Here is an 18,496-nt window from a genome sequence, read left to right as displayed (position 1 = left end):
CTAATTGCCCTTAGCGGTGGCAGTTGGTTAAGGCGGTTTTTCTAACCGTAAAGAAAGGTGGTACCACGTTTTACAGCGTCCTTTTCAGTTTCTAATCCAGAAGCTGGGAGGACGCTTTTTTCGTTCTTCGTTCCAATCAATTAAAGGTGGTGATGGTCGTGGCAGACAGCGACATTAGCAACATTCACATTCAGCAGGAATTAATTCAAGTAGCAACAAATCAAGATTTAAGTCGTAGTTAACGATTAGCCCGATTTCATACCGAGCGAAAGGTAACGGCGGCACGAGTTCAAGGAGGAAATACTTATGACTGAACAACACGTTACCTTAAACCAACAACAAGAAGCATTCGCCCAGGCCCTCGCAAAGGCCTACCAGAGCAAGGTCCCCCTCAAGATGGCCGACTGGCAAGGCGTCGTCACCGATGATGATACTGCCTACGCCGTCCAGGACCGCTTCGTCGCCCTCAAGAAACTCCCGACTGGCGGCTACAAGGTTTCCTTGACCTCTAAGCAGACCCAGGATATGTTTGACTCCGACAGCCCCCTCTACGGGCAACAGGTTGACTCCCACTTCCTGCCTTCCCCAGCCCAGCTGTCACTAAAGGCCCAGACGATGGAGCCATTGCTGGAAGTCGAACTTGGTTTCCGGGCCACCGAAGATCTGCTGGCAACCGATAGTTTAGCTGACCTGCTCCACAAGACGACGGTGTGCGGGACCGTCGAATTACCAGACAGCCGCTTTGCCGACTGGTTCCCCGACCTGGATAAATTCAGCGTGATGAGTGACTGTGCGGTCGGTGGCTACGTCGTTTACGGTGAAGAACGGCCGACTGACGAGGTCTTCCCCACCGTCGAAGATGCCGCGAACGTTAACGTTACCCTCTACCATGACGGGAAGGAAGAGGCCACCGGCAGTTCTAGCGAAGTTCTCGGCAACCCCTTAGAATCCCTCTCCTGGTTAGTTAAAAAACTGGTCGCCCAGGGAAAGGTGTTCCGAGCTGGGCAGCTGGTATCCTCCGGGACCTTCCTCCTGCCGCCCCACCTGACTACGGGTAAGTGGGAAGCTAAATTTGACCACGGTTTCGGTACCGTAACGGTTAACGCTGTCGACTAATCAGACTTGAATAAGAAAGGGAGTTTTGCTTATGACAAGAAAAGTAGCAGTAGTTGGAATGGGTCACGTTGGCGCCACGGTTGCCCACTACCTCGTTGCCGGCGGTTTTACCGACGATTTAGCGCTTTATGATACGAACGAAGCCAAGGTGCAGGCCGACGCCCTCGACCTCCGCGACGCCATGGCCAACCTGCCCTTCCACACTAATCTGACGGTCAACGATGATTCCCAGCTCGCCGACTGCGACGTGGTCGTGTCCGCCCTCGGGAAATCCAAGCTGGTGGACACCCCCGACCATGACCGCTTCGCTGAATTCAAATTCACCCGAACCCAGGTGCCGTTGGTCGCCAAAAAGCTCGTCGATAATGGTTTCCACGGTAAACTGGTCGATGTCACCAACCCCTGTGACGTCATCACTTCGATGTACCAAAAACTGACCGGCCTGCCAAAGGAACACGTCATGGGTACCGGGACCCTGCTGGATTCGGCCCGGATGCGGGCGCGGGTTGGTGAAGCCCTCAAGGTCGATTCCCGCTCGGTGGATGGCTTTAACCTCGGGGAACACGGTAATTCCCAGTTTACCGCCTGGTCGACCGTCCGGGTCCTCGGCAAGCCCCTGCTCGACCTCGTTAAGGAGCGGAACCTCGACCTCGCCAGCCTAGAAGAACGGGCTCGCCAAGGCGGCTACCTGGTTTACAAGGGTAAAAAGTACACCAACTACGGGGTTGCGACCGCCGCGGTGCGCTTGACCAACGCCCTCCTGAGCGACTCGCGAACCGTCATGCCGGTTTCTAACTACCGGGCCGAATATGGCACCTACCTCTCCTACCCAGCGGTGGTGGGCCGCGATGGTGTGGTCGAACAGCTCCAGCTCGACCTGACGGCGGACGAGCAGGAGAAGCTTGCCACCTCCGCTAAGTACATCAAGGAGCGCCTGCAGGCCGAAGAGGAACGGGCGGCCAAGGGAGAATAAATTTGCTAGGGGTGGCCCATTACTAAGTTGAAATTTAAATAACACGGTCCATAAAAGAGGAATGTTCCCTGTTAACTTTCGGAAACATTCCTCTTTTTCATTGCTTGTTCGCCCTCCCTTTGATTATTTCCACATAAATCACGAACATTATGCAAGGTTATCTTAAAATAATGATTGATTTTGAAAACCTTTCCTTGTATCATCAAGTTGTAGTTAACAATGTCGACAATTAAGCTATTATTGTTCGTGTTTAGGAGGGTACCATGCACTGGTTTGCAGATATTATGGCGGCGCTAGGCGTCGTTCTCAACGGGATTCCCCAGGGAATCATGGCACTGGGCCTGGGCTTTGCCGTTTTTCCCACCACCTTTTCGTTCCTGTTAGTTTCTGGCATTAACTTCGCCTTTAATTCCGTCGCCCCGGTCTCCTTCCAGGCCGAGTCACTCGCCTTGACCGGTAATCTGGGTAAAAACACCCGTGAATATACCTCGATCATCTTCGGCGGCTCGGTCATCATGCTGATTATCGGGCTCACCGGTACGCTGACCAAAATCGTGCAGGTCTTTGGCAACCAGATCATCACCGCCATGATGGCTGGTGTTGGGGTCATGCTGGCGAAAATCGCCCTCAACATGAGCAAGGACCGCAGTTGGACCGGCTGGGTCTCCATTGCGGTTGCCGTCATTACCTACCTGCTTTCCAAGGACCTGGTCTGGACAATTTGCCTCTCCGTCATTCTATCGAGCCTCTTTGCGGTCTTCGTTGAACACTACCAAAACGAGTTGCCCCAGAACGTCACCGTCCGTCGGTTCATTTTCACCAAGCCGCTGTTCAACCTGCGCATCCTGCGGGGCGCATTGGGACTGGCCTGCTTAAATATCGGGGCCAACCTCTCCTACGGGTTGATCACCGGGCAAATGACCGGGATCAAGCCCAACCCGGTCAACCTGAACCTGTTGACCTCCTCCCAGGCCTTGGCCGACATGGGAACCAGCCTCCTCGGCGGTGCCCCGGTCGAAACCATCATTTCCGCAACGGCGAGTGCCCCGGAACCAGTGATTGCTGGTGTTTTAATGATGTTAATCATGGCAGTAATCCTGTTCGCTGGCTGGCTGCCCAAAATCGGCAAGTACGTCCCCAGCAGCTCCATTGCCGGCTTTTTACTGGTCCTCGGCCTCTTTGTGACTTTCCCGGAAAATGCCGCCACCGCCCTGGCCGGTAAGGAACAGCTGGCAGCTGCGACCACGATGGTGATTACCGCCCTCGTCGATCCCTTCACTGGCCTGCTGGCCGGGGGAGTGATGAAATTTGTTCTGCCGCTGCTTGGCCTTTAACTTGAGGAGGGTAACCATGAATAACTATTACCAATTACAACTCGGCCCCCTGACGCGCAAACTCCCGTTGATCCCGATCAGCGCCGACACAGCCATTGCTTCCTTTGTCCTCCTGGGGGATGACGAATTATCCCGTACTGCCGCGGAACTAATTAAGCCTCAGCTGCCCGCAGCATTTGACTACATCGTGACGGTGGAAAGCAAGGGCATCCCCTTCGCCCACGACCTCAGTCTCGTCACTCACCATCCCCGTTCCTTTGTCATCCGCAAATCAGTCAAGGGTTACATGCGCGAGCCACTGGAGCAGGCGGTTAATTCAATTACGACCAAGCAGGAGCAAAGACTGGTTCTCGACGGCCAGGACGCTCGGCAGCTCCGTGGAAAGCGGGTCCTGCTCGTTGACGACGTGATCAGTACCGGCGATTCCATCCACTCCGCGGCCACCCTGTTGGAGCAGGCCGGCAGCCACGTTGTCGGCAAGGCGGCCATCCTTGCCGAGGGAGACGCCGCTAACCGTACCGACATTATCTTCCTCGCCAAACTGCCGCTCTTTAAGCCCGACGGCACCGTTAAGGGCTAACATGGCTGGCGGTAATTGCCAGCAGAATAAAAAAATCGTCACCCGCGGTGGCGATTTTTTTATTGCAATCCTTTCCAGCTTACTTGCGGGTCATAATAACCAGCACCGCGCTATTAATCAGAAAGAGGGTCATCAATGGGTAGAAAAGCCAATTGCTGCTGATTTTATCATCAAGCCAGATTCCACCCCAGATCAGGATAAAGTTTAATATTGAACAGGCCCTAAGAGTTAACTTCACTAACAACACCTCCGATCTACCATAATCTTTCGGGTGTCCTGCCGCCTGAATCGCGAAAGCTCGTGTTCACTTGCTAGATTGAGGCACGGCGAGGAAAACAACCAGACCGATAGTAAACAGTACCGCTAAGGAAGCCACCCCGATGGTCGATTTCCCGGTTAGCTGGGTAACCAGGCCAACCACCACGGGCCCCAGGATTGCCGAAAACTTTCCCAGGATGTTGTAAAAGCCGAAGAATTCGCTGCTCGCTTCTTTGGGAATGAGCTGGCCAAAGTAGGACCGGCTCAGGGCCTGCAAGCCGCCCTGGCTGGTGCCGATCAAAACCGCCAGGAACCAGAAGTCGAATAACGTATCGAGTTTTAACGCGTAGAGGCAGATAAAGAGGTAGACGCAAATCCCGGTTAAAACGGCCGTCCGGCTGGAAGTCCGCCGGGCCAGCCAACCGTACAGGAGGGAAAATGGGAAGGCAATCAGCTGGACCACCAGCAAGACAACCATCAGCATGGTCGTGTTGACCCCCAGGTCCTTTCCAATCGCGGTCGCCATCGTAAAAATGGTGTCGACCCCGTCGATGTAAAAGAAGTAGGCAACTAAAAACCAGGTGACCTGCCGGTACTGGCGAACGTGACGGAAGGTCGTCATCAGCCGGCGCAAACTATCCGTCAGCGGGTTGCGCACCGCCGTCACACTAAAGCGCTGGTGACCATGGCGTAGCAGGGGCCAGGCGAAAACAACCCACCAGACCGCGGTGATAACAAAGCTGAACCGGGCCACGCCATAGCTGGACAGCAGGCCTCCAAAACCGTTGCTCAGCTGGGCTGCGAGGAAAATAATAAAGGCCGCGACCCCGCCGAGGTAGCCCATCCCGTAGCCGGTCGACGAAACCAGGTCCATCTGCTGGTCGTCCGCCACGTCGGTCAGGAAACTATCATAAAAGAGGTTCCCGCCGGAGTAGCCGATGACACTCAGCACGTAAATTCCCAGCAGGGCCCGCCACTGCTGCGGGGGAACTAAGGCTAGGGCAAAGGTTAAAAGAATCCCGGTCCAGGTAAACAGGTTCAGCCAGCGGCGCTTAAACCGTGGATAGTCAGCTAGCGCACCCAGCAGTGGCGCCAATAGGGAAATCACCAGCGTACCCAAACTATTGGCATAGCCCCAGAGGGCCGTAGAGTTTGCCGCCGAAACTCCGGCGTCCTGCGCGACGGCCTTAAAATAAACCGGCAGGACCGCAGTCACAACCAAAATTCCGTAACCCGAATTGGCCCAGTCATAGAAAATCCATTGCCATTGTTGCTTTGTAAACTTCACGCTGATCCTCATTTCCTAATAATTGCTTGAATTGCCTGTCCCGCGGTTGGCGCCGGGTACTGCAAGCCGAGGAGCTGGGCAAAGGTTGGCCCCTCGTCAACCAGGTGGACGTGGTCGACGGTGACGCCCGGTTTAATGTCGGGGCCGGCAAAAATCGCTGTCGTGTAGTAGTTCGGCTGGTCGGGCCCGTAGCCATGAACGCCCCGGTAGCGGTCAGGCATCCCCAGTGAAGCAGGATCCACCGTTTCCACAACCGCGGGCCGGTTGACCTCGTCGGTAAAGTAGTAGCCCGGCTGGGCTTCCACCAGAAAAGCACACCGGGGATCAGCCCCGCGCTTAACCGCTGCGGCACCATCGTAAATCCGGGCCACCCCTTCAGCACGGGCGATGACCTGCTTCACGGCGCCGCAGTCAACCCCGTCCCGAACGTAAACGTAGCTTTCCCCATCACAGGTCTTCGCCGTTACCCGCCAGTTATTTCGGTAGGTGGTCTTCCCAGCGATCGGGCTCAGCCAGCCCTGCTTAGCAAAGAGCATATTCAGGTGGACCATCTTCCGCACGTTGATCTGGTAATGGTCGCCGAGGACGACAAAGTTAGTGTCCGCGTAAGTGCCGGCATCCTTGGTGGCCCTGATTATTCTTGCCACCCGGCCATCCAAGCGCTGCAGGGCCGCTTTAGCTTCCGCGGACCGTACTCCATAGCGGTGCCGCATACTATCCATATCAACCAGGTGGATGAGGGTCAGGTCCGGTTGTTTATTCTTCAAGGTATCAACAGCGCAGGCCGTGATGAAGTCGTCGAGCCAGGGCTGCTTGATCCCCCGCCGGAGCTTGCCGTAGCGGTGGTTCATCTGGAAGAGGAACCAGGGTGAGCTGGCCTTCAGCGAAACTAACACCTGGTTGGTCCAAATCCGGTTGGGGAAGATTTCCGCCAGGTTGTAGTCGATCTTGCTGCCCGCAGTGACGGGCCAGAGGAAGGCCGCGGTCGTTAACCCCGCCTGCCGGGCGACATCATATAGGGGGACCGCTTTAATATCTTTCCGGTACCAGTACCAGTCCGGTGACTGCCGCTGCGGCTGGAGCTTGGTATTATTGACAATCCCGTGCACCGCGGGATACTGCCCAGTGATGATCGAGGTATGGGACGGGTAGGTCAATGTCGGAAAAATTCCCTGAACCCGTTTCACCCAGGCCCCCTGGTCAATCAGGGCCGCCAGGTTTGGCGTACGGTCCCGAAGTTCATTGAGATCCCGAAAACCCAGGGAATCAAGCGAAATTACCACTAACTTATGCTGCGTCATGTTACTACTTCCTTTTTCTGCTATTAACCCATTGTAAAATAAACTCCCGCGCAAGCGAAAACTTTTTTCCAAATTATCCGCTAATTCGGCAAAATAAATGGCCGGAACGGGGCAGGCCACACTAGTCTAAGCCGTTATCTACCCCACCAACGCGCGGCCAGCTTGGTAAGACAGCTATTTTGCGCTTTAAAATAATAAAGAGGTTGGGGAATCCCCAGCCTCATTTCATTCAATTTATCCGGCTAATTGGCCCACTACCGGCAGTCCATCCAGCACTTTTTTGCCGTGGGGCGACAGGTTAATCAAGACCTTGGTTAAATCCTGTCCCGCCTGGTTACCATGGTGGTGACCGCCCTTCCAGGCATCTTTACCAGAAACGTCATAGACGACCCCTTCGATTGCAACATAGGCAGGCTGGCCATTTTGTCCGTCGTATTTGCTGAGCTCTTCTTTAGTAAAAGTTTTGGTCATAAGCAATCTCCTTTCTGGTATTAATATTATTATATAATATCAACTTGGAAAACGGTAACAATCTGACTAGTCTTAAAACAAACTTACGGTTCGCTATTTCCTGCCGTTGCGGTCCAAACTAGCTACAATTGTTTTACCAAACGATACCAGGTTTCACCCGCGTGGCTGGATGGAGACACGTTGACTTTTTGGAAACCATTCCGTTCGTAAAAAGGAACATTAGCGGCCAGGGAATCAAGGGACATGGTCGTTCGCTGAGCTTGCCGGGCCACGGTCGCCAGGGCCGCTAATAGCTGGCTGCCAATGCCCCGCCCCTGATAATCTGGAGCCACGGCCAGGGACAAGACCAATTGGTGCCCACCGGTTGGCAGGTTTCGGGGCGTCCGGTCATACATTTCATCAGTGACAAACTCTTCCCTGACCGCGGGCCCGACGATAAAACCGGCCACCCCTGTGTCCGTCCTGGCAACTAAGAAGGTGTCTGGCAGCTTCGCCAGGCGGTCGCGAAAGGCCGCCGGGCTACCTGCTTCTGCTTCACTAAACCCTGCCCGTTCAATTGCTAAGATGGCTGGCAAGTCCGCTTGCCGCGCCGGTGTAATGGTAATCATTATTCCTCACTCCCGAAAACGTTTCTTACTAAATATAGCATATTTACCATTCCTTAATTTCTGGTTCATAATTATGACAAAAAGTAAGGGTATCCTTAGCAGTGAGAAAGAAGGTGGACACAGTAGGGGTTATTTTTCGACTGGTCAAGCGCCTCGCCTGGTGGATCCTCATCCTGGGAGTTGGCTGGTACTACTTTAACAACCAGCAATTCCAGCAGGCAACTAACCAGCGACTGTGGCAGGCCCGCGAACGGGTTGCCCAGCTGGTTACTGGTACTAAGACAACCAGCAGCGGTGAAACTGGCAACCAATCCAGCAGCAAGGCTGCCGGGGCCGACCAGGTGCCAACTAATGGCCGCTGGCCTAGCCAAGAAGCGACCGTGTTCGTAAATACCGGTAATACCACTTTAGACAACGCGACGAACGCGGCCATTCAGAGCTGGAACCAAACGGGAGCCTTCCGCTTCCGAACCACTACGGACCAGCAGCAGGCAGACATTGTCGTCAAAAAGATGGACAACAACACTAGTGCAGCGGGCCTGACGGAAGCATCGACCAACCCGCTGACGGGGCGGATTGTCCACGCGGACGTGTCTCTGAACCAGCACTACCTGCTCAACCCGCTCTATGGTTACTCTAACCAGCGGATCGTGAACACGGCAGAGCACGAACTCGGCCACGCCATCGGACTTGACCACACCAATAACGTCTCGGTAATGCAGCCTGCTGGCTCGTACTACACGATCCAGCAGGCGGACGTGCAGGCCGTCAAGAAACTGTATTCAGATTAATTTAATAACGCAGCCGCGACTTGGGCACAGTGCTCGAGCCGCGGTTTTTATATTGTTCCACATGAAACATAAAAACGGGGGTGCCGCGAATATTCGTGGCGTCCCCGTTTTTCGTCTTTTTACGAAAAAGAATCTTATTCAGTTACTTTTTCTGCCAATTGAGCAGCGTAGTCAATCCCCTTTGCGTCCATGTAATCAGTAATTTGCTTAATCGTGATGAATGGAACGTGAACCCGTTGGGCTAATTCAAAGAGGCTATCCCGACGGGCCATCGTACCGTCTTCTTTCAAGACTTCAATGATGACCGCTACTGGTTCCTTGCCAGCCAAGTATGCTAAGTCAACGGACGCTTCGGTGTGGCCAGTCCGGTCACGCAGGCCGTGTTCCTGGGCACACAGTGGTTGAATGTGTCCCGGGTGGTTAAAGTCACTTGCCTGCGCATCAGGCTTGGCAATTTGTCGAATGGTTGCTGCACGGTCAAAGGCAGACACGCCGGTAGTTACCCCTGTCGCCTCGTAGGTCCCGTCCGCGGTGACCATGAATGGCGTTTGGTTCGGGTCGGTGCTGTGTTCGACCATCGGGACGAAGCCTAAACGGTGGGCAATCTTCTCGGTCACGGGAACACACATCAATCCGTTAGCTTCGTTCAGCATTTCATAAACGGTTGCGGCGTCGATACCGTCGCCGAGTGCAACCAGGTCTCCCTCGTTTTCCCGACTTTCATCATCGGCCAGGATAATGTAGCCGCCATTCTTCAATTGGGTCAGCGCGTCTTCAACAGTTGAGAATTCATTTTGCATGGGTTAACTTCTCCTTTATTCTCTCTAGTGACAGTGCAACAACATTCGAATGTGTCATTATAATAACGAACAAATAGGTTTAAATCAACCCGTTTTAAAATAAAATACGAATATTGATCTTAATTATAATCGCAAAACAGTTTAAAACCGAATTAAGTTCTTAACCTATATTTCTGTATACTATTTTATATAAAATAGTATACAGAAATCAAAAAACGTGGTAAAGTAACAACAGAAAGGAGCGGATGCCAAATGGCACAGATTAATATTAAAATCGATGATCAGCTAAAGGATGACGTAAGCCGTATTTTCAACGAGATGGGGCTCGATATTACTACCGGAATCAAAATTTACCTCAAGCGGGTCCAACAGGACCAGCGAATTCCGTTTGAATTAACTAGTCACCACAGTTTTGATGCGAAAAAAGTTGCCCAGCAATACCAGGCTGGTGATCAAGCGACGGTCAATAACCTAAACAGTCTCTTCAAAGAGCTGAATAAGACGCCACACACCGCCAGCATCGGTGGTCAGATCCTGGATGGGCATCCAGCTCAGGACGAGGGCAACGGTATCGGCCAAAACATCTTAAACAAGCGCTAATTACCAGTCGACAATCCTTTAGACATAAATATTGTTATTGCACTAACGAAAAAACGTATGAAGGCCACCAGAGCTCGGTTTTACCGGACCTTGGTGGCCTTCACCTCTTTCGCATAGTAATAATGAAAGCTGACTACGCATCAATTTCTGGGGCCTGATCTAATTCAGCCTGCAACATCCAAATTTTCTTTTCAATTGCGGTCTTAAAGCCAATGAAAATATCCTGGGTGGAGTAATCTTTCTCGGTGTCGGACACTTCAATCCCGTGCTGGTATAAAGCGGCTAGGTAACGGTAGCCGTCTACCAGGTGGGCTAACCGCTCTGGAGTAGTCTTGTCAAAGTTACCCGGCCAATCTTTAATCTTTGTGTTAGCGGCCATTTCTCCAAGCGTCGAGAACGGGTGCCCATCAAGGGCCAGCAGCCGTTCAGAAATAACATCCAATTGGTCATTGATTTCATCCATAAAGTCATCCATTAACGGGTGCAACTTCAAGAAATTGGTACCCCGCATGTACCAATGGGTCTGGTGGATCACCATCGCCATCTGGCTAAGGTCGGCAACAAGCTGGTTCAACGTCTCTTTGGTAGCAGTGTACTTCATATTGGCGTCTCCTTTCTCATTTCCCAAATTATAACCGAAATAAGAATGCGCTTTCAATCAATCTGCTTGTAAAAAAATCCCGCCAAGCTGACCTTAATAGATCAGCCTGGCGGGATTTGCGAATTAAGTTGGGCTAGCTGGATTCGAACCAGCGCATGACGGTACCAAAAACCGTTGCCTTACCGCTTGGCTATAGCCCAATCAAGTGACCCGTGCGGGATTTGAACCCACGATACCAGCGTGAAAGGCTGGTGTCTTAACCACTTGACTAACGGGTCAGCTATCACAGTGCTAACAATATTAGCAAGATTTTAACAAAAAGGCAAGACCCTGCCAGCAGTTTTTAGTAAATTTTCCGCCGAACAATCAGGCTGCCGTAAGAATGGTGGCCAGCGTTAACCACTTGGGCACGGTTTTCGGCTTCAATCCAAAGATCCACCTCCTGGGCCGCGAGGAGGGCGCGGTAGTTCTCCCGGTCAGCTTGCCGCAGCCGCTGCGCGCAAGCCGCGACTTCCCCTTCATACGCCTTCTGACAGGCTGCCACCGTCGTCGCGGCTACAAGTGACAATCGATAACTGCTATTCACCATTCGCTCATCTCCGCCTTTCTCCACACCAGCTAGTCAATCATCCTGTCCCCGCCTAACTCCAGCACGACCCCAATCAGTTAATTCTGGCTAGCGATAATGTTACAATTTAAAGTAATATTACATCTTTTATGGTCGAGGAGAGGGTCATGTATGATTAAGTTATCGCTGTTAATTGTTACTTTTGCCGCACTGCTCATCCCAATCTTGATGTCGCACTTTAACATCTCCAACGTCCCCACCGCCGTCGCAGAGATTACGGTGGGCATCATCCTCGGTAAAAGCGGGTTAAATATCGTCCATTCCACCTTTGCACTGAGCTTTTTGTCATCGCTGGGGGTTATGATGCTGATGTTCTTATCGGGCCTGGAAATTGACTTCAGTCTCTTTAAGAAAAAGGACGCCGTCACCACCAGCCAGACAATTCAATCACCCCTGCCAACCGCAATGAAGGCCTTTGGACTGGTCATCATTACGGCAACCGCGTTGGGAATTATTATTCGCCTGCTGGGGTTCTTCCAGGAAGCCTTTTTGGCCGCTCTCATCTTCTCCACAATTGCTCTCGGGGTGGTTATCCCGACGCTAAAAGAAAAGCAGATTATCAACCAGTTGTCCGGGCAAACCCTAATGCTGGCCGCCGTCTTGGGGGAAGTCGGCCCAATGATGGCCCTGACGATTTACGCCTCCATTAACGGTGGCAACGTTCAGCGGCTGTGGCTAATCATCTTCCTATTCTTGGCAACGATCTTTCTCCTGTGGCGGTTCAAGGAACCCTACCGCTGGTTTAATAAGATTTCTAAGGCAACGACCCAGCTGGACATCCGGCTGGCCTTCTTCCTGATCTTTGCGCTTGTTTCAGTCGCCGAGGACGTCGGTGCTGAAAACGTGCTGGGGGCCTTCTTAGCGGGTATCGTTATGAAACTGCTGGAACCAACCACGGCGACCGAAGGAAAGCTGAATTCAATTGGCTACGGCTTCTTGATCCCCTTCTTCTTTATCATGACCGGCGCCAAGCTCGACCTGACCGGCTTTTTCGCCAACCTGCACGGCCTCCTTCTCCTGCCGGTTTTGATTAGCTGTTTTTTGCTGGCCAAGCTGCCTACCATCTTGATCTTTCGGCGAATCTTTTCACCCCAAAACGCCTGCGCCAGCGGCCTGCTGCTGACCACCACGATTACCCTGGTCCTGCCAACCCTGCAAGTGGCACAAAACCTGCATACCATCACCGGCAACCAAGCGGACGCCTTTACCCTCGCCGCGGTGATTGTCTGCATTATTGGCCCGGTCGGTTTCAATTCCCTTTACCGGGTTTCCCGCAAGAAGGCACCGACTAAGCGGGTCGTTATTCTCGGCACCAACATCGCGACCATCCCCGTCGCCCAGCAGCTGATTAAGGATAACTACGCCGTCCGGCTCGTAACGGATGACGACGGCAACTACCGGACTTTCAAGAGCGGCCCCGCACCCCTGATCCTATTGCCAACCCTCACTGAACAGGCCCTCAAAAAGGCCCAGCTCTTTGACACCGACATCCTGCTCACCGCCTTCAAAGACAACGATAAGAACGCCCAGCTGGCCCAGCTCGCCAGAAAGAACGGGGTTCCCCGGGTAATCGCCGCCCAAAACAGTCTTCGCTTAACTAATGAACAGTGTGAACTCTTAAAGAACCAGCACGTCGAAATCTACAACTCGTTTGTTGCCAGCATCAGCATCTTACGGGCGATTATTGAAAATCCCGCGGTTGCCCAAAGCTTGATCCAGTCAACTTCCGGTTTATTCGAGGCCACGGTCCGCAACGAGAAGTACAATGGCTACCAGCTCCGGGCCCTGCCGTTTAATGGTGCCATCACCATCAGCAATATTTACCGGCACCACCGGCTGATTGACCCGACTGCTGATACGACCATCCAGCTGGGCGACCGCCTCTTCTTCATCGGTCCCCACGACGAGGCCCGGTCCGCTAAGGCCGCCTTAGAACAGGGGTCCTAATCGTGACCTAAGAAGTCCGTAACGGTCCGCAGGATCTCTGCCAGTGCAGCGCCTTCCAGCAGGTGCCCCTCCCCCGGCATGAGGTAGAGCTTGCTCTGCGGCAAAATGACGTTGTACTTACGGGCCGCCTCCGGGGAGACCACCTGGTCGGCTTCACCGTGGATAATCAGCGTCGGCCCGGCAAAGTGCTGGGCCGTTTCGTAAATCGGCAGCAGCTGGGCCGTGCGGAAATACTGACCGCTAACCGCTTGCCCATGCACCGGCACCGTTAACGGAATCTGGTTTGGATCGTAGACCGTACCCTGGCACTCGCCCTTCAAGGCGTCGTCTTTCAGGGTTGCCGCTGGCGCCAGCAGCACCAGCTTGTCGATCACGTCCCGGTAATACCCGGCCAGCATTGAGGCCACCACCCCACCCTGGGAGTGGCCGACTAGATCAATCATTTGGGCGCCAATCGTGGTCCGGGCGTAGTCAATAATCGCCATACCATCAAGCAACTCGCTGAACACCGTCATCTCGGCAAAGTCACCATCACTTTCCCCGCAACCAGCAAAGTCAAAGCGCAGGGTCGGAATGCCGGCAGCATTTAAGGCGTGTGACAAATCGTAGAGCAGCTTTCCCGGCTGGTTGCCCCGGTCCCCCATGAAACCGTGCATCAGGATTGCTACCTGGTCATTATGCAGGGTCGTGGTCCCCTCTAATAAGCCGCGCAGGGTCCGCCCTTCCCGTTTGATTTCAACTTTCATTTGATGTTCCCCCTTATTCAATAACGTTGTTCCCTTAATTTTAGCCGATTACGGTCTGAAAACACAATAAATCCGGCTCCCTGTCGTTAATCGACACCGAGCCGGATTATTTTTCCTATTTTGCTGTTAAGTAGCCCTTGGCCTTGAGTAATTCGGCGAGTTCAATTGCCCCGCCAGCGGCCCCCCGGGCGGTGTTGTGGGACAGACCGATAAACTTCCAGTCAAAGAGCTTGTCTTCCCGAAGGCGGCCGATGGAAATCCCCATCCCGTGTTCAAAGTTGACGTCGTAGCGGACCTGGGGCCGGAAGTCGTCGTCCAGGTACTGGATAAACTGCTTAGGCGCGCTCGGCAAGCCCAGCCGTTGCGGCTCGCCACTGTAGTCTTCCAGCGCCTTGATCAGTTCTTCCTTCGTCGGGTCCTGCTTGAAGTTAACGAATGCCGCCACGGTATGTCCATACAGGACCGGCACCCGGAGGCACTGGCTCGTAATCACCGGTGATTCGGCCGGGACAATCGCCTTTTTCTCATCATCAACGTGGCCCCAAATTTTGAGGGGTTCGTCCTCAGACTTCTTCTCCTCACCCGGAATATAAGGAATCACGTTGCCCTGAATTTCCGGGGCGCCCTCTAGGGTCTTGCCGGCTCCAGAAATTGCCTGGTAGGTGCAGGCTAGGACCTGGGTCGGTTCAAACTGCTTCCAGGCAGCCAGCGCCGGGGTGTAACTCTGGATGGAGCAGTTCGGCTTGACCGCTACGAAACCGCGCTGGGTGCCGAGCCGTTCGCGCTGGTACTTGATTACCTCCGTGTGGTCCGGGTTGATCTCTGGAACCACCATCGGCACGTCCGGCGTCCACCGGTGGGCACTGTTGTTGGAAACAACCGGCGTTTCGTGCTTAGCATACTCGTCTTCTAGCTGGCGAATTGCCTCCTTATCCATATGGACCGCTGAGAAAACAAAGTCCACCTGGGACGCAACCGCAGCGACATCCTCCGCGTCCAGAATTGTCAGGTCGCGGACCCCGGCCGGAATTGGTGTGTCACCCATCTTCCACCGGTCCTTAACCGCGTCCCCGTACTTTTGCCCGGCGCTGTGCTTGCTGGCCGCCACTGCCGTCACCTTAAACCAGGGGTGGTCTGCTAATAAGGTCACGAACCGTTGGCCGACCATCCCAGTCGCGCCAATCACACCAACTTTTAATTGCTCACCCATTACGAAAAGCCTCCGCATCTATTTTCATTAGTTTTTAATTAACTTCTAATATACACTTGTTATGTGAAAGATTCCAGAAGATTACTTACAAAAAATCCCGCATTTTCGCCACCTAGAAAACGCAGGATCTTTCTGTCATTCTAATTAATACTAAACAAATTGCATCCCACCGTCACAGAGGATCGTTTGCCCCGTGACATAGTCTGACTGCTCGCTCGCCAAGAATTCAACCACCTTCGCGACATCGTCTGGTTCAGACAAGCGATTTAAGGCCACTAATGACTCATAATCTTCCATCGCCAGGCCCTGGTCAACGGCAATCTTTCGCATCATCGGTGTGTTAACAATTCCGGGTGCATAGGCATTGACGGTAATACCCTGCTTTGCTAAGTCCCGCGCCGCAACCTGGGTGAGGCCGCGGACCGCAAACTTGCTGCTGCTATAAAGCAATTCATTCTTGTTGCCACGGACTCCGGCTTGGGAGGTCGCATTTATAATCTTACCGACAATTTCTTTGCCGCTGCGGGTCTTCTTGGTAAATTGTTCCAGGGCCGCTTGAATCCCCCACATATCACCCGCGACGTTCACATTCATCACCTTGTTAAACAGTTCTGGAGTAACGTCTTCAATCTTAGTGACCGGGCCCAGCCCAGCATTATTAACTAAGACGTCAAAGCCGCCCAGTTGAGCTGCCGTCGTTTGAACGGCTTTATGGAAGTTAGCGCGGTCCGCAACGTTTAATTCGACCGCGATTGCTTCACCACCGTCTTGGTTAATCTCCTGGGCAACTTTTTGTGCGTTGGCAAGATTCAAGTCCGCAATTGACAGTGCAAACCCGGCCTTAGCCAAGCGAAGCGCGATTGCTCGGCCAATTCCTTGCCCTGCTCCAGTAACCATTGCCACTTTTTTGCTTGCTACCATCAGATTACTTTCTTTCGCTAAACTAAACTCTAGTACCAGGCCGGCTTATCACCATCAGTGTGGGGCTTGTTCACCCCTAAATCCTTGCGGGCGTACTTTGCGGGATCCGCAATGATGGCCGCCACCAAAGTACCGATCGACTTCCGCGAAACCTCGGTTCCCTTGAAAGCCTCACCCCGTTTGGTCGTTTCGTACTCCACCTCGTCCTTATTGGTCAACCAGGCCGGGCGAATAATCGTGTAGTCCAGGTCAGAGGCGGAAATCACGTCGGCCGCCTTCCGGTAGGTCCCCAGGTAGCTGTCTTCCTGGCCGCCGCCGAGCATTTCGTTGTTCCACTCGCCAAACTTGCCCGGGACCTCATCATAAATTCCAATCGAGGAAATCCAGACCAGTTGCTTGACCCCGCTCTTGTCCATCGCCGCCACAATGTTTTTCGCCTGCTGTTCAATCTCCGGATTCCGCAGGTTGGCGTAAACCACGTCTGCTTGCGCCACTGCCGCGGTCAGTTCATCCATCTTCAAAGTATCGCCCTTAATGACGGTTTCCCGCGCCTCATCCGTCACGGTCAGGTGTTGCGGGTGCCGAGTAAAGAGAAGCAGGTGGTCATCAGTTTTATCCAGCAGGGCGGTAATGGCGTGCCCCGCAATTTGGCCAGTCGCACCGAGAATCAAAACTTGCTTTGTCATTTTTACTTCCTCCTATCGTTTAGTACACTTTTAGTATAGCGGGCTTTAGCCTTATTAAAAGTAAGCACTTTTGGGTAAGCTGGTTACCCGGAGGTAAGAATTAGTAGGGCCATCCTGACCCGCGCAATTTAAATTAATTTGCCATATAATGGCAGTAACAACAAGCTAGTGAGGAGGGGCAAAATGAAAATCGTTATTGCCGATTATGCTGAGTCAATGATGCCCAGCCATGAATTAGAAAAGCGGGTGTTAACGGCCGGCTTGCCAGGCTGCCAAATCGTTACCGCAACCTACCGTGACGACCGGCGAGCAGAATTTCTCCAGCTCGTCCGCGATGCCGATGCCCTGCTGACCGCCTTTATCAGGGTCGACGAGGAGCTGCTGGCGACCGCCACCCAGCTGAAGGTCGTCTCGATTAACGCCACCGGCTACGACAACGTGGACCTGGCCGCGGCCCGCCGCCACGGGGTTGCAGTCTGTCCCGTTGGTGAATACTGCACAACCGACGTAGCAGAGTTTACCATCACGGCAATGCTGGCGCTGGTCCGCAACCTCAAGGCGTACGTAACGGACGTTGACGTCCACCAGCAGTGGCGCTACGACTATGCCCAGCCCAACCACCGCCTCAGCAAGCTAACCCTGGGAATCTTTGGCTTAGGCAAAATCGGCCGGGCGGTGGCGACCCGAGCTGCGGCACTGGGAATGCGGGTCCTGGCCGTGGACCCCTTCATCAGTCAGGAAGACTACGCCAAGGTGGCTGACCAGGTCAAATTGGTTTCTGCAGCCGAGCTCTTCCAGCAAGCTGACATCATCAGCAACCACATGAACTTAAACGAAAGCAACGACCACTTCTTCACTGCCGAGCGGTTTCGCCAGATGGTCAAGCAACCCTACTTTATTAACATGGCCCGGGGCGCCGAAGTGGATGAAACTGCCCTGGTGGCCGCCCTCGACAGTGGACAAATAAGCGGAGCAGCCCTCGACGTGCTGGCCACTGAGTTTCCAGACCTAGCTACTAACCCCCTGCTTGGCCGCGAGAACGTCCTCGTCACTCCCCACACGGCCTTTTACAGCAGCGATTCGCTAACCGCCCTGCAAAGGATTTCCTGCCAAAACATTGTTGAGTACCTTACCGGGCACCCCGAAAAAGTCTTTAAGCTCGTCGTTAACCCCAAGGAGGATCCACATGACCACACCAACTAAAATGTACAATACCGGCGCAGACTACGCCCTCGCCATCATTGGCGGTAAGTGGAAACCAGCGATCTTGTACCTGCTCGCCGGCCACCCACGACGGACCGGCGAACTCGTCAAGCAGCTGGGGGCCTCCCACAAGGTCCTGAGCGACCAGCTACGGGAGCTGACTGACGCGGGAATCGTCAACCGCAAGAGTTTCAACACGATGCCGCCCCACGTAGAGTACCAGCTGACCGCGGAGGGCGAAAATCTCTACGCCGCTTTGCGCTACCTCAACTACTGGGGCGAACAAAAGGCCGCTAACGACCCGGCGGTCAAGATCATGTGCACTGACCAAATGAAGGCGGCGGGTGATGATGGGCTCTGCGTCATTACCAAGCAGCACCTCCACCACTGGAAGCAGGAGATTGTGAAGCCCGACTAAGTTTCACGTGAAACAG

General features: G+C 53.6%; 21 protein-coding genes and 2 tRNA genes. 10 read left to right on the top strand and 13 right to left on the bottom strand.

The features are described from left to right. Positions 1–306 precede the first annotated feature (306 nt). The 5 genes from HMPREF0494_RS04785 (at position 307) to HMPREF0494_RS11230 (ending at position 4,211) form a co-directional block, all read left to right on the top strand. Positions 307–1,116: a 2-keto-4-pentenoate hydratase gene (locus HMPREF0494_RS04785; RefSeq protein ID WP_007123809.1), complete on the top strand. Its 810-nt coding sequence runs from the start codon at positions 307–309 to the stop codon at positions 1,114–1,116. Positions 1,117–1,147: 31 nt separating this feature from the next. After that, on the top strand, positions 1,148–2,089 hold the full coding sequence (locus HMPREF0494_RS04780; RefSeq protein ID WP_007123808.1) for an L-lactate dehydrogenase: 942 nt from the start codon (positions 1,148–1,150) through the stop codon (positions 2,087–2,089). Positions 2,090–2,352: 263 nt separating this feature from the next. After that, positions 2,353–3,423, top strand: a complete 1,071-nt coding sequence (locus HMPREF0494_RS04775) for a hypothetical protein (RefSeq protein WP_007123806.1) — start codon at positions 2,353–2,355, stop codon at positions 3,421–3,423. A 16-nt stretch (positions 3,424–3,439) separates the two neighbouring features. After that, positions 3,440–4,003 carry a phosphoribosyltransferase family protein gene (locus tag HMPREF0494_RS04770; protein ID WP_007123805.1) on the top strand — a complete coding sequence of 188 codons (564 nt, stop codon included), beginning with the start codon at positions 3,440–3,442 and terminating at the stop codon, positions 4,001–4,003. A 1-nt stretch (position 4,004) separates the two neighbouring features. After that, positions 4,005–4,211: a hypothetical protein gene (locus HMPREF0494_RS11230; protein ID WP_007123804.1), complete on the top strand. Its 207-nt coding sequence runs from the start codon at positions 4,005–4,007 to the stop codon at positions 4,209–4,211. Positions 4,212–4,307: 96 nt separating this feature from the next. On the opposite strand, the gene HMPREF0494_RS04760 is transcribed toward HMPREF0494_RS11230, so the two are convergent. From HMPREF0494_RS04760 to HMPREF0494_RS04745, 4 genes are all read right to left on the bottom strand, one after another. After that, positions 4,308–5,549: an MFS transporter gene (locus tag HMPREF0494_RS04760; RefSeq protein WP_040458805.1), complete on the bottom strand. Its 1,242-nt coding sequence runs from the start codon at positions 5,547–5,549 to the stop codon at positions 4,308–4,310. An 8-nt stretch (positions 5,550–5,557) separates the two neighbouring features. After that, positions 5,558–6,850, bottom strand: coding sequence for an alkaline phosphatase family protein (locus tag HMPREF0494_RS04755; RefSeq protein ID WP_040458804.1), 1,293 nt, complete (start codon positions 6,848–6,850; stop codon positions 5,558–5,560). Between the two features lie 234 nt (positions 6,851–7,084). After that, positions 7,085–7,321, bottom strand: a complete 237-nt coding sequence (locus HMPREF0494_RS04750; protein WP_007123801.1) for a cytochrome b5 domain-containing protein — start codon at positions 7,319–7,321, stop codon at positions 7,085–7,087. 122 nt (positions 7,322–7,443) lie between these two features. Continuing rightward, positions 7,444–7,926 (bottom strand): GNAT family N-acetyltransferase, encoded by a 483-nt coding sequence (locus HMPREF0494_RS04745; protein ID WP_050759653.1) that lies wholly within the window; start codon positions 7,924–7,926, stop codon positions 7,444–7,446. A gap of 116 nt (positions 7,927–8,042) precedes the next feature. Here HMPREF0494_RS04745 and HMPREF0494_RS04740 point away from each other — a divergent pair, with 116 nt between their 5' ends. Next, the gene (locus tag HMPREF0494_RS04740; RefSeq protein WP_040458803.1) at positions 8,043–8,720 is read left to right on the top strand and encodes a M57 family metalloprotease; all 678 of its coding nucleotides are present in this window, start codon (positions 8,043–8,045) and stop codon (positions 8,718–8,720) included. A gap of 134 nt (positions 8,721–8,854) precedes the next feature. On the opposite strand, the gene ribB is transcribed toward HMPREF0494_RS04740, so the two are convergent. After that, positions 8,855–9,520 carry a 3,4-dihydroxy-2-butanone-4-phosphate synthase gene (gene ribB, locus HMPREF0494_RS04735; protein ID WP_007123798.1) on the bottom strand — a complete coding sequence of 222 codons (666 nt, stop codon included), beginning with the start codon at positions 9,518–9,520 and terminating at the stop codon, positions 8,855–8,857. A gap of 252 nt (positions 9,521–9,772) precedes the next feature. On the opposite strand from ribB, the gene HMPREF0494_RS04730 reads away from it, so the two are divergent. Then, positions 9,773–10,120 (top strand): type II toxin-antitoxin system RelB/DinJ family antitoxin, encoded by a 348-nt coding sequence (locus tag HMPREF0494_RS04730; RefSeq protein WP_007123797.1) that lies wholly within the window; start codon positions 9,773–9,775, stop codon positions 10,118–10,120. 133 nt (positions 10,121–10,253) lie between these two features. On the opposite strand, the gene HMPREF0494_RS04725 is transcribed toward HMPREF0494_RS04730, so the two are convergent. The 4 genes from HMPREF0494_RS04725 to HMPREF0494_RS04710 all read right to left on the bottom strand — a co-directional run bounded on the left by HMPREF0494_RS04725 (position 10,254) and on the right by HMPREF0494_RS04710 (position 11,310). Continuing rightward, positions 10,254–10,721 carry a Dps family protein gene (locus tag HMPREF0494_RS04725; protein ID WP_040458802.1) on the bottom strand — a complete coding sequence of 156 codons (468 nt, stop codon included), beginning with the start codon at positions 10,719–10,721 and terminating at the stop codon, positions 10,254–10,256. Between the two features lie 128 nt (positions 10,722–10,849). Next, positions 10,850–10,921, bottom strand: a tRNA-Gln gene (locus HMPREF0494_RS04720). 6 nt (positions 10,922–10,927) lie between these two features. Then, positions 10,928–10,999: transfer RNA gene (locus tag HMPREF0494_RS04715), tRNA-Glu, on the bottom strand. A 65-nt stretch (positions 11,000–11,064) separates the two neighbouring features. Beyond that, a complete protein-coding gene (locus HMPREF0494_RS04710; RefSeq protein WP_148466428.1) occupies positions 11,065–11,310 on the bottom strand; it encodes a hypothetical protein in 246 nt (81 codons plus the stop codon). A gap of 150 nt (positions 11,311–11,460) precedes the next feature. On the opposite strand from HMPREF0494_RS04710, the gene HMPREF0494_RS04705 reads away from it, so the two are divergent. Next, positions 11,461–13,296, top strand: coding sequence for a cation:proton antiporter family protein (locus tag HMPREF0494_RS04705; RefSeq protein WP_007123794.1), 1,836 nt, complete (start codon positions 11,461–11,463; stop codon positions 13,294–13,296). On the opposite strand, the gene HMPREF0494_RS04700 is transcribed toward HMPREF0494_RS04705, so the two are convergent. From HMPREF0494_RS04700 to HMPREF0494_RS04685, 4 genes are all read right to left on the bottom strand, one after another. Continuing rightward, positions 13,293–14,042, bottom strand: coding sequence for an alpha/beta hydrolase (locus HMPREF0494_RS04700; RefSeq protein WP_007123793.1), 750 nt, complete (start codon positions 14,040–14,042; stop codon positions 13,293–13,295). The two genes, HMPREF0494_RS04705 and HMPREF0494_RS04700, sit on opposite strands and share 4 nt — an antisense overlap. A gap of 115 nt (positions 14,043–14,157) precedes the next feature. Then, a complete protein-coding gene (asd, locus tag HMPREF0494_RS04695; protein ID WP_040458801.1) occupies positions 14,158–15,252 on the bottom strand; it encodes an aspartate-semialdehyde dehydrogenase in 1,095 nt (364 codons plus the stop codon). A gap of 150 nt (positions 15,253–15,402) precedes the next feature. After that, positions 15,403–16,173 carry an acetoin reductase gene (locus HMPREF0494_RS04690; RefSeq protein ID WP_007123791.1) on the bottom strand — a complete coding sequence of 257 codons (771 nt, stop codon included), beginning with the start codon at positions 16,171–16,173 and terminating at the stop codon, positions 15,403–15,405. A 29-nt stretch (positions 16,174–16,202) separates the two neighbouring features. Further along, entirely contained in the window at positions 16,203–16,859 is a 657-nt protein-coding gene (locus HMPREF0494_RS04685; protein ID WP_007123790.1) for an SDR family oxidoreductase, read from the bottom strand. A 183-nt stretch (positions 16,860–17,042) separates the two neighbouring features. Between HMPREF0494_RS04685 and HMPREF0494_RS04680 the strand changes: the two genes are divergently transcribed. Beyond that, a complete protein-coding gene (locus tag HMPREF0494_RS04680; protein ID WP_007123789.1) occupies positions 17,043–18,062 on the top strand; it encodes a hydroxyacid dehydrogenase in 1,020 nt (339 codons plus the stop codon). Then, on the top strand, positions 18,046–18,480 hold the full coding sequence (locus tag HMPREF0494_RS04675) for a winged helix-turn-helix transcriptional regulator (RefSeq protein WP_040458800.1): 435 nt from the start codon (positions 18,046–18,048) through the stop codon (positions 18,478–18,480). The genes HMPREF0494_RS04680 and HMPREF0494_RS04675 overlap by 17 nt, the downstream gene beginning before the upstream one ends. Positions 18,481–18,496: the final 16 nt, after the last annotated feature.

This window comes from Limosilactobacillus antri DSM 16041 (assembly GCF_000160835.1).
GTDB lineage: Bacteria > Bacillota > Bacilli > Lactobacillales > Lactobacillaceae > Limosilactobacillus > Limosilactobacillus antri.
This window is presented reverse-complemented; position numbering and strand designations above follow the sequence as displayed.

Bases quoted from the DNA above. Each gene is read 5' to 3' on its own strand.
- HMPREF0494_RS04785 (WP_007123809.1), top strand. From the start codon at position 307: ATGACTGAACAACACGTTACCTTAAACCAACAACAAGAAGCATTCGCC.
- HMPREF0494_RS04780 (WP_007123808.1), top strand. From the start codon at position 1,148: ATGACAAGAAAAGTAGCAGTAGTTGGAATGGGTCACGTTGGCGCCACG.
- HMPREF0494_RS04775 (WP_007123806.1), top strand. From the start codon at position 2,353: ATGCACTGGTTTGCAGATATTATGGCGGCGCTAGGCGTCGTTCTCAAC.
- HMPREF0494_RS04770 (WP_007123805.1), top strand. From the start codon at position 3,440: ATGAATAACTATTACCAATTACAACTCGGCCCCCTGACGCGCAAACTC.
- HMPREF0494_RS11230 (WP_007123804.1), top strand. From the start codon at position 4,005: ATGGCTGGCGGTAATTGCCAGCAGAATAAAAAAATCGTCACCCGCGGT.
- HMPREF0494_RS04755 (WP_040458804.1), bottom strand. From the start codon at position 6,850: ATGACGCAGCATAAGTTAGTGGTAATTTCGCTTGATTCCCTGGGTTTT.
- HMPREF0494_RS04750 (WP_007123801.1), bottom strand. From the start codon at position 7,321: ATGACCAAAACTTTTACTAAAGAAGAGCTCAGCAAATACGACGGACAA.
- ribB (WP_007123798.1), bottom strand. From the start codon at position 9,520: ATGCAAAATGAATTCTCAACTGTTGAAGACGCGCTGACCCAATTGAAG.
- HMPREF0494_RS04730 (WP_007123797.1), top strand. From the start codon at position 9,773: ATGGCACAGATTAATATTAAAATCGATGATCAGCTAAAGGATGACGTA.
- HMPREF0494_RS04725 (WP_040458802.1), bottom strand. From the start codon at position 10,721: ATGAAGTACACTGCTACCAAAGAGACGTTGAACCAGCTTGTTGCCGAC.
- HMPREF0494_RS04710 (WP_148466428.1), bottom strand. From the start codon at position 11,310: ATGGTGAATAGCAGTTATCGATTGTCACTTGTAGCCGCGACGACGGTG.
- HMPREF0494_RS04705 (WP_007123794.1), top strand. From the start codon at position 11,461: ATGATTAAGTTATCGCTGTTAATTGTTACTTTTGCCGCACTGCTCATC.
- HMPREF0494_RS04700 (WP_007123793.1), bottom strand. From the start codon at position 14,042: ATGAAAGTTGAAATCAAACGGGAAGGGCGGACCCTGCGCGGCTTATTA.
- asd (WP_040458801.1), bottom strand. From the start codon at position 15,252: ATGGGTGAGCAATTAAAAGTTGGTGTGATTGGCGCGACTGGGATGGTC.
- HMPREF0494_RS04690 (WP_007123791.1), bottom strand. From the start codon at position 16,173: ATGGTAGCAAGCAAAAAAGTGGCAATGGTTACTGGAGCAGGGCAAGGA.
- HMPREF0494_RS04685 (WP_007123790.1), bottom strand. From the start codon at position 16,859: ATGACAAAGCAAGTTTTGATTCTCGGTGCGACTGGCCAAATTGCGGGG.
- HMPREF0494_RS04680 (WP_007123789.1), top strand. From the start codon at position 17,043: ATGAAAATCGTTATTGCCGATTATGCTGAGTCAATGATGCCCAGCCAT.
- HMPREF0494_RS04675 (WP_040458800.1), top strand. From the start codon at position 18,046: ATGACCACACCAACTAAAATGTACAATACCGGCGCAGACTACGCCCTC.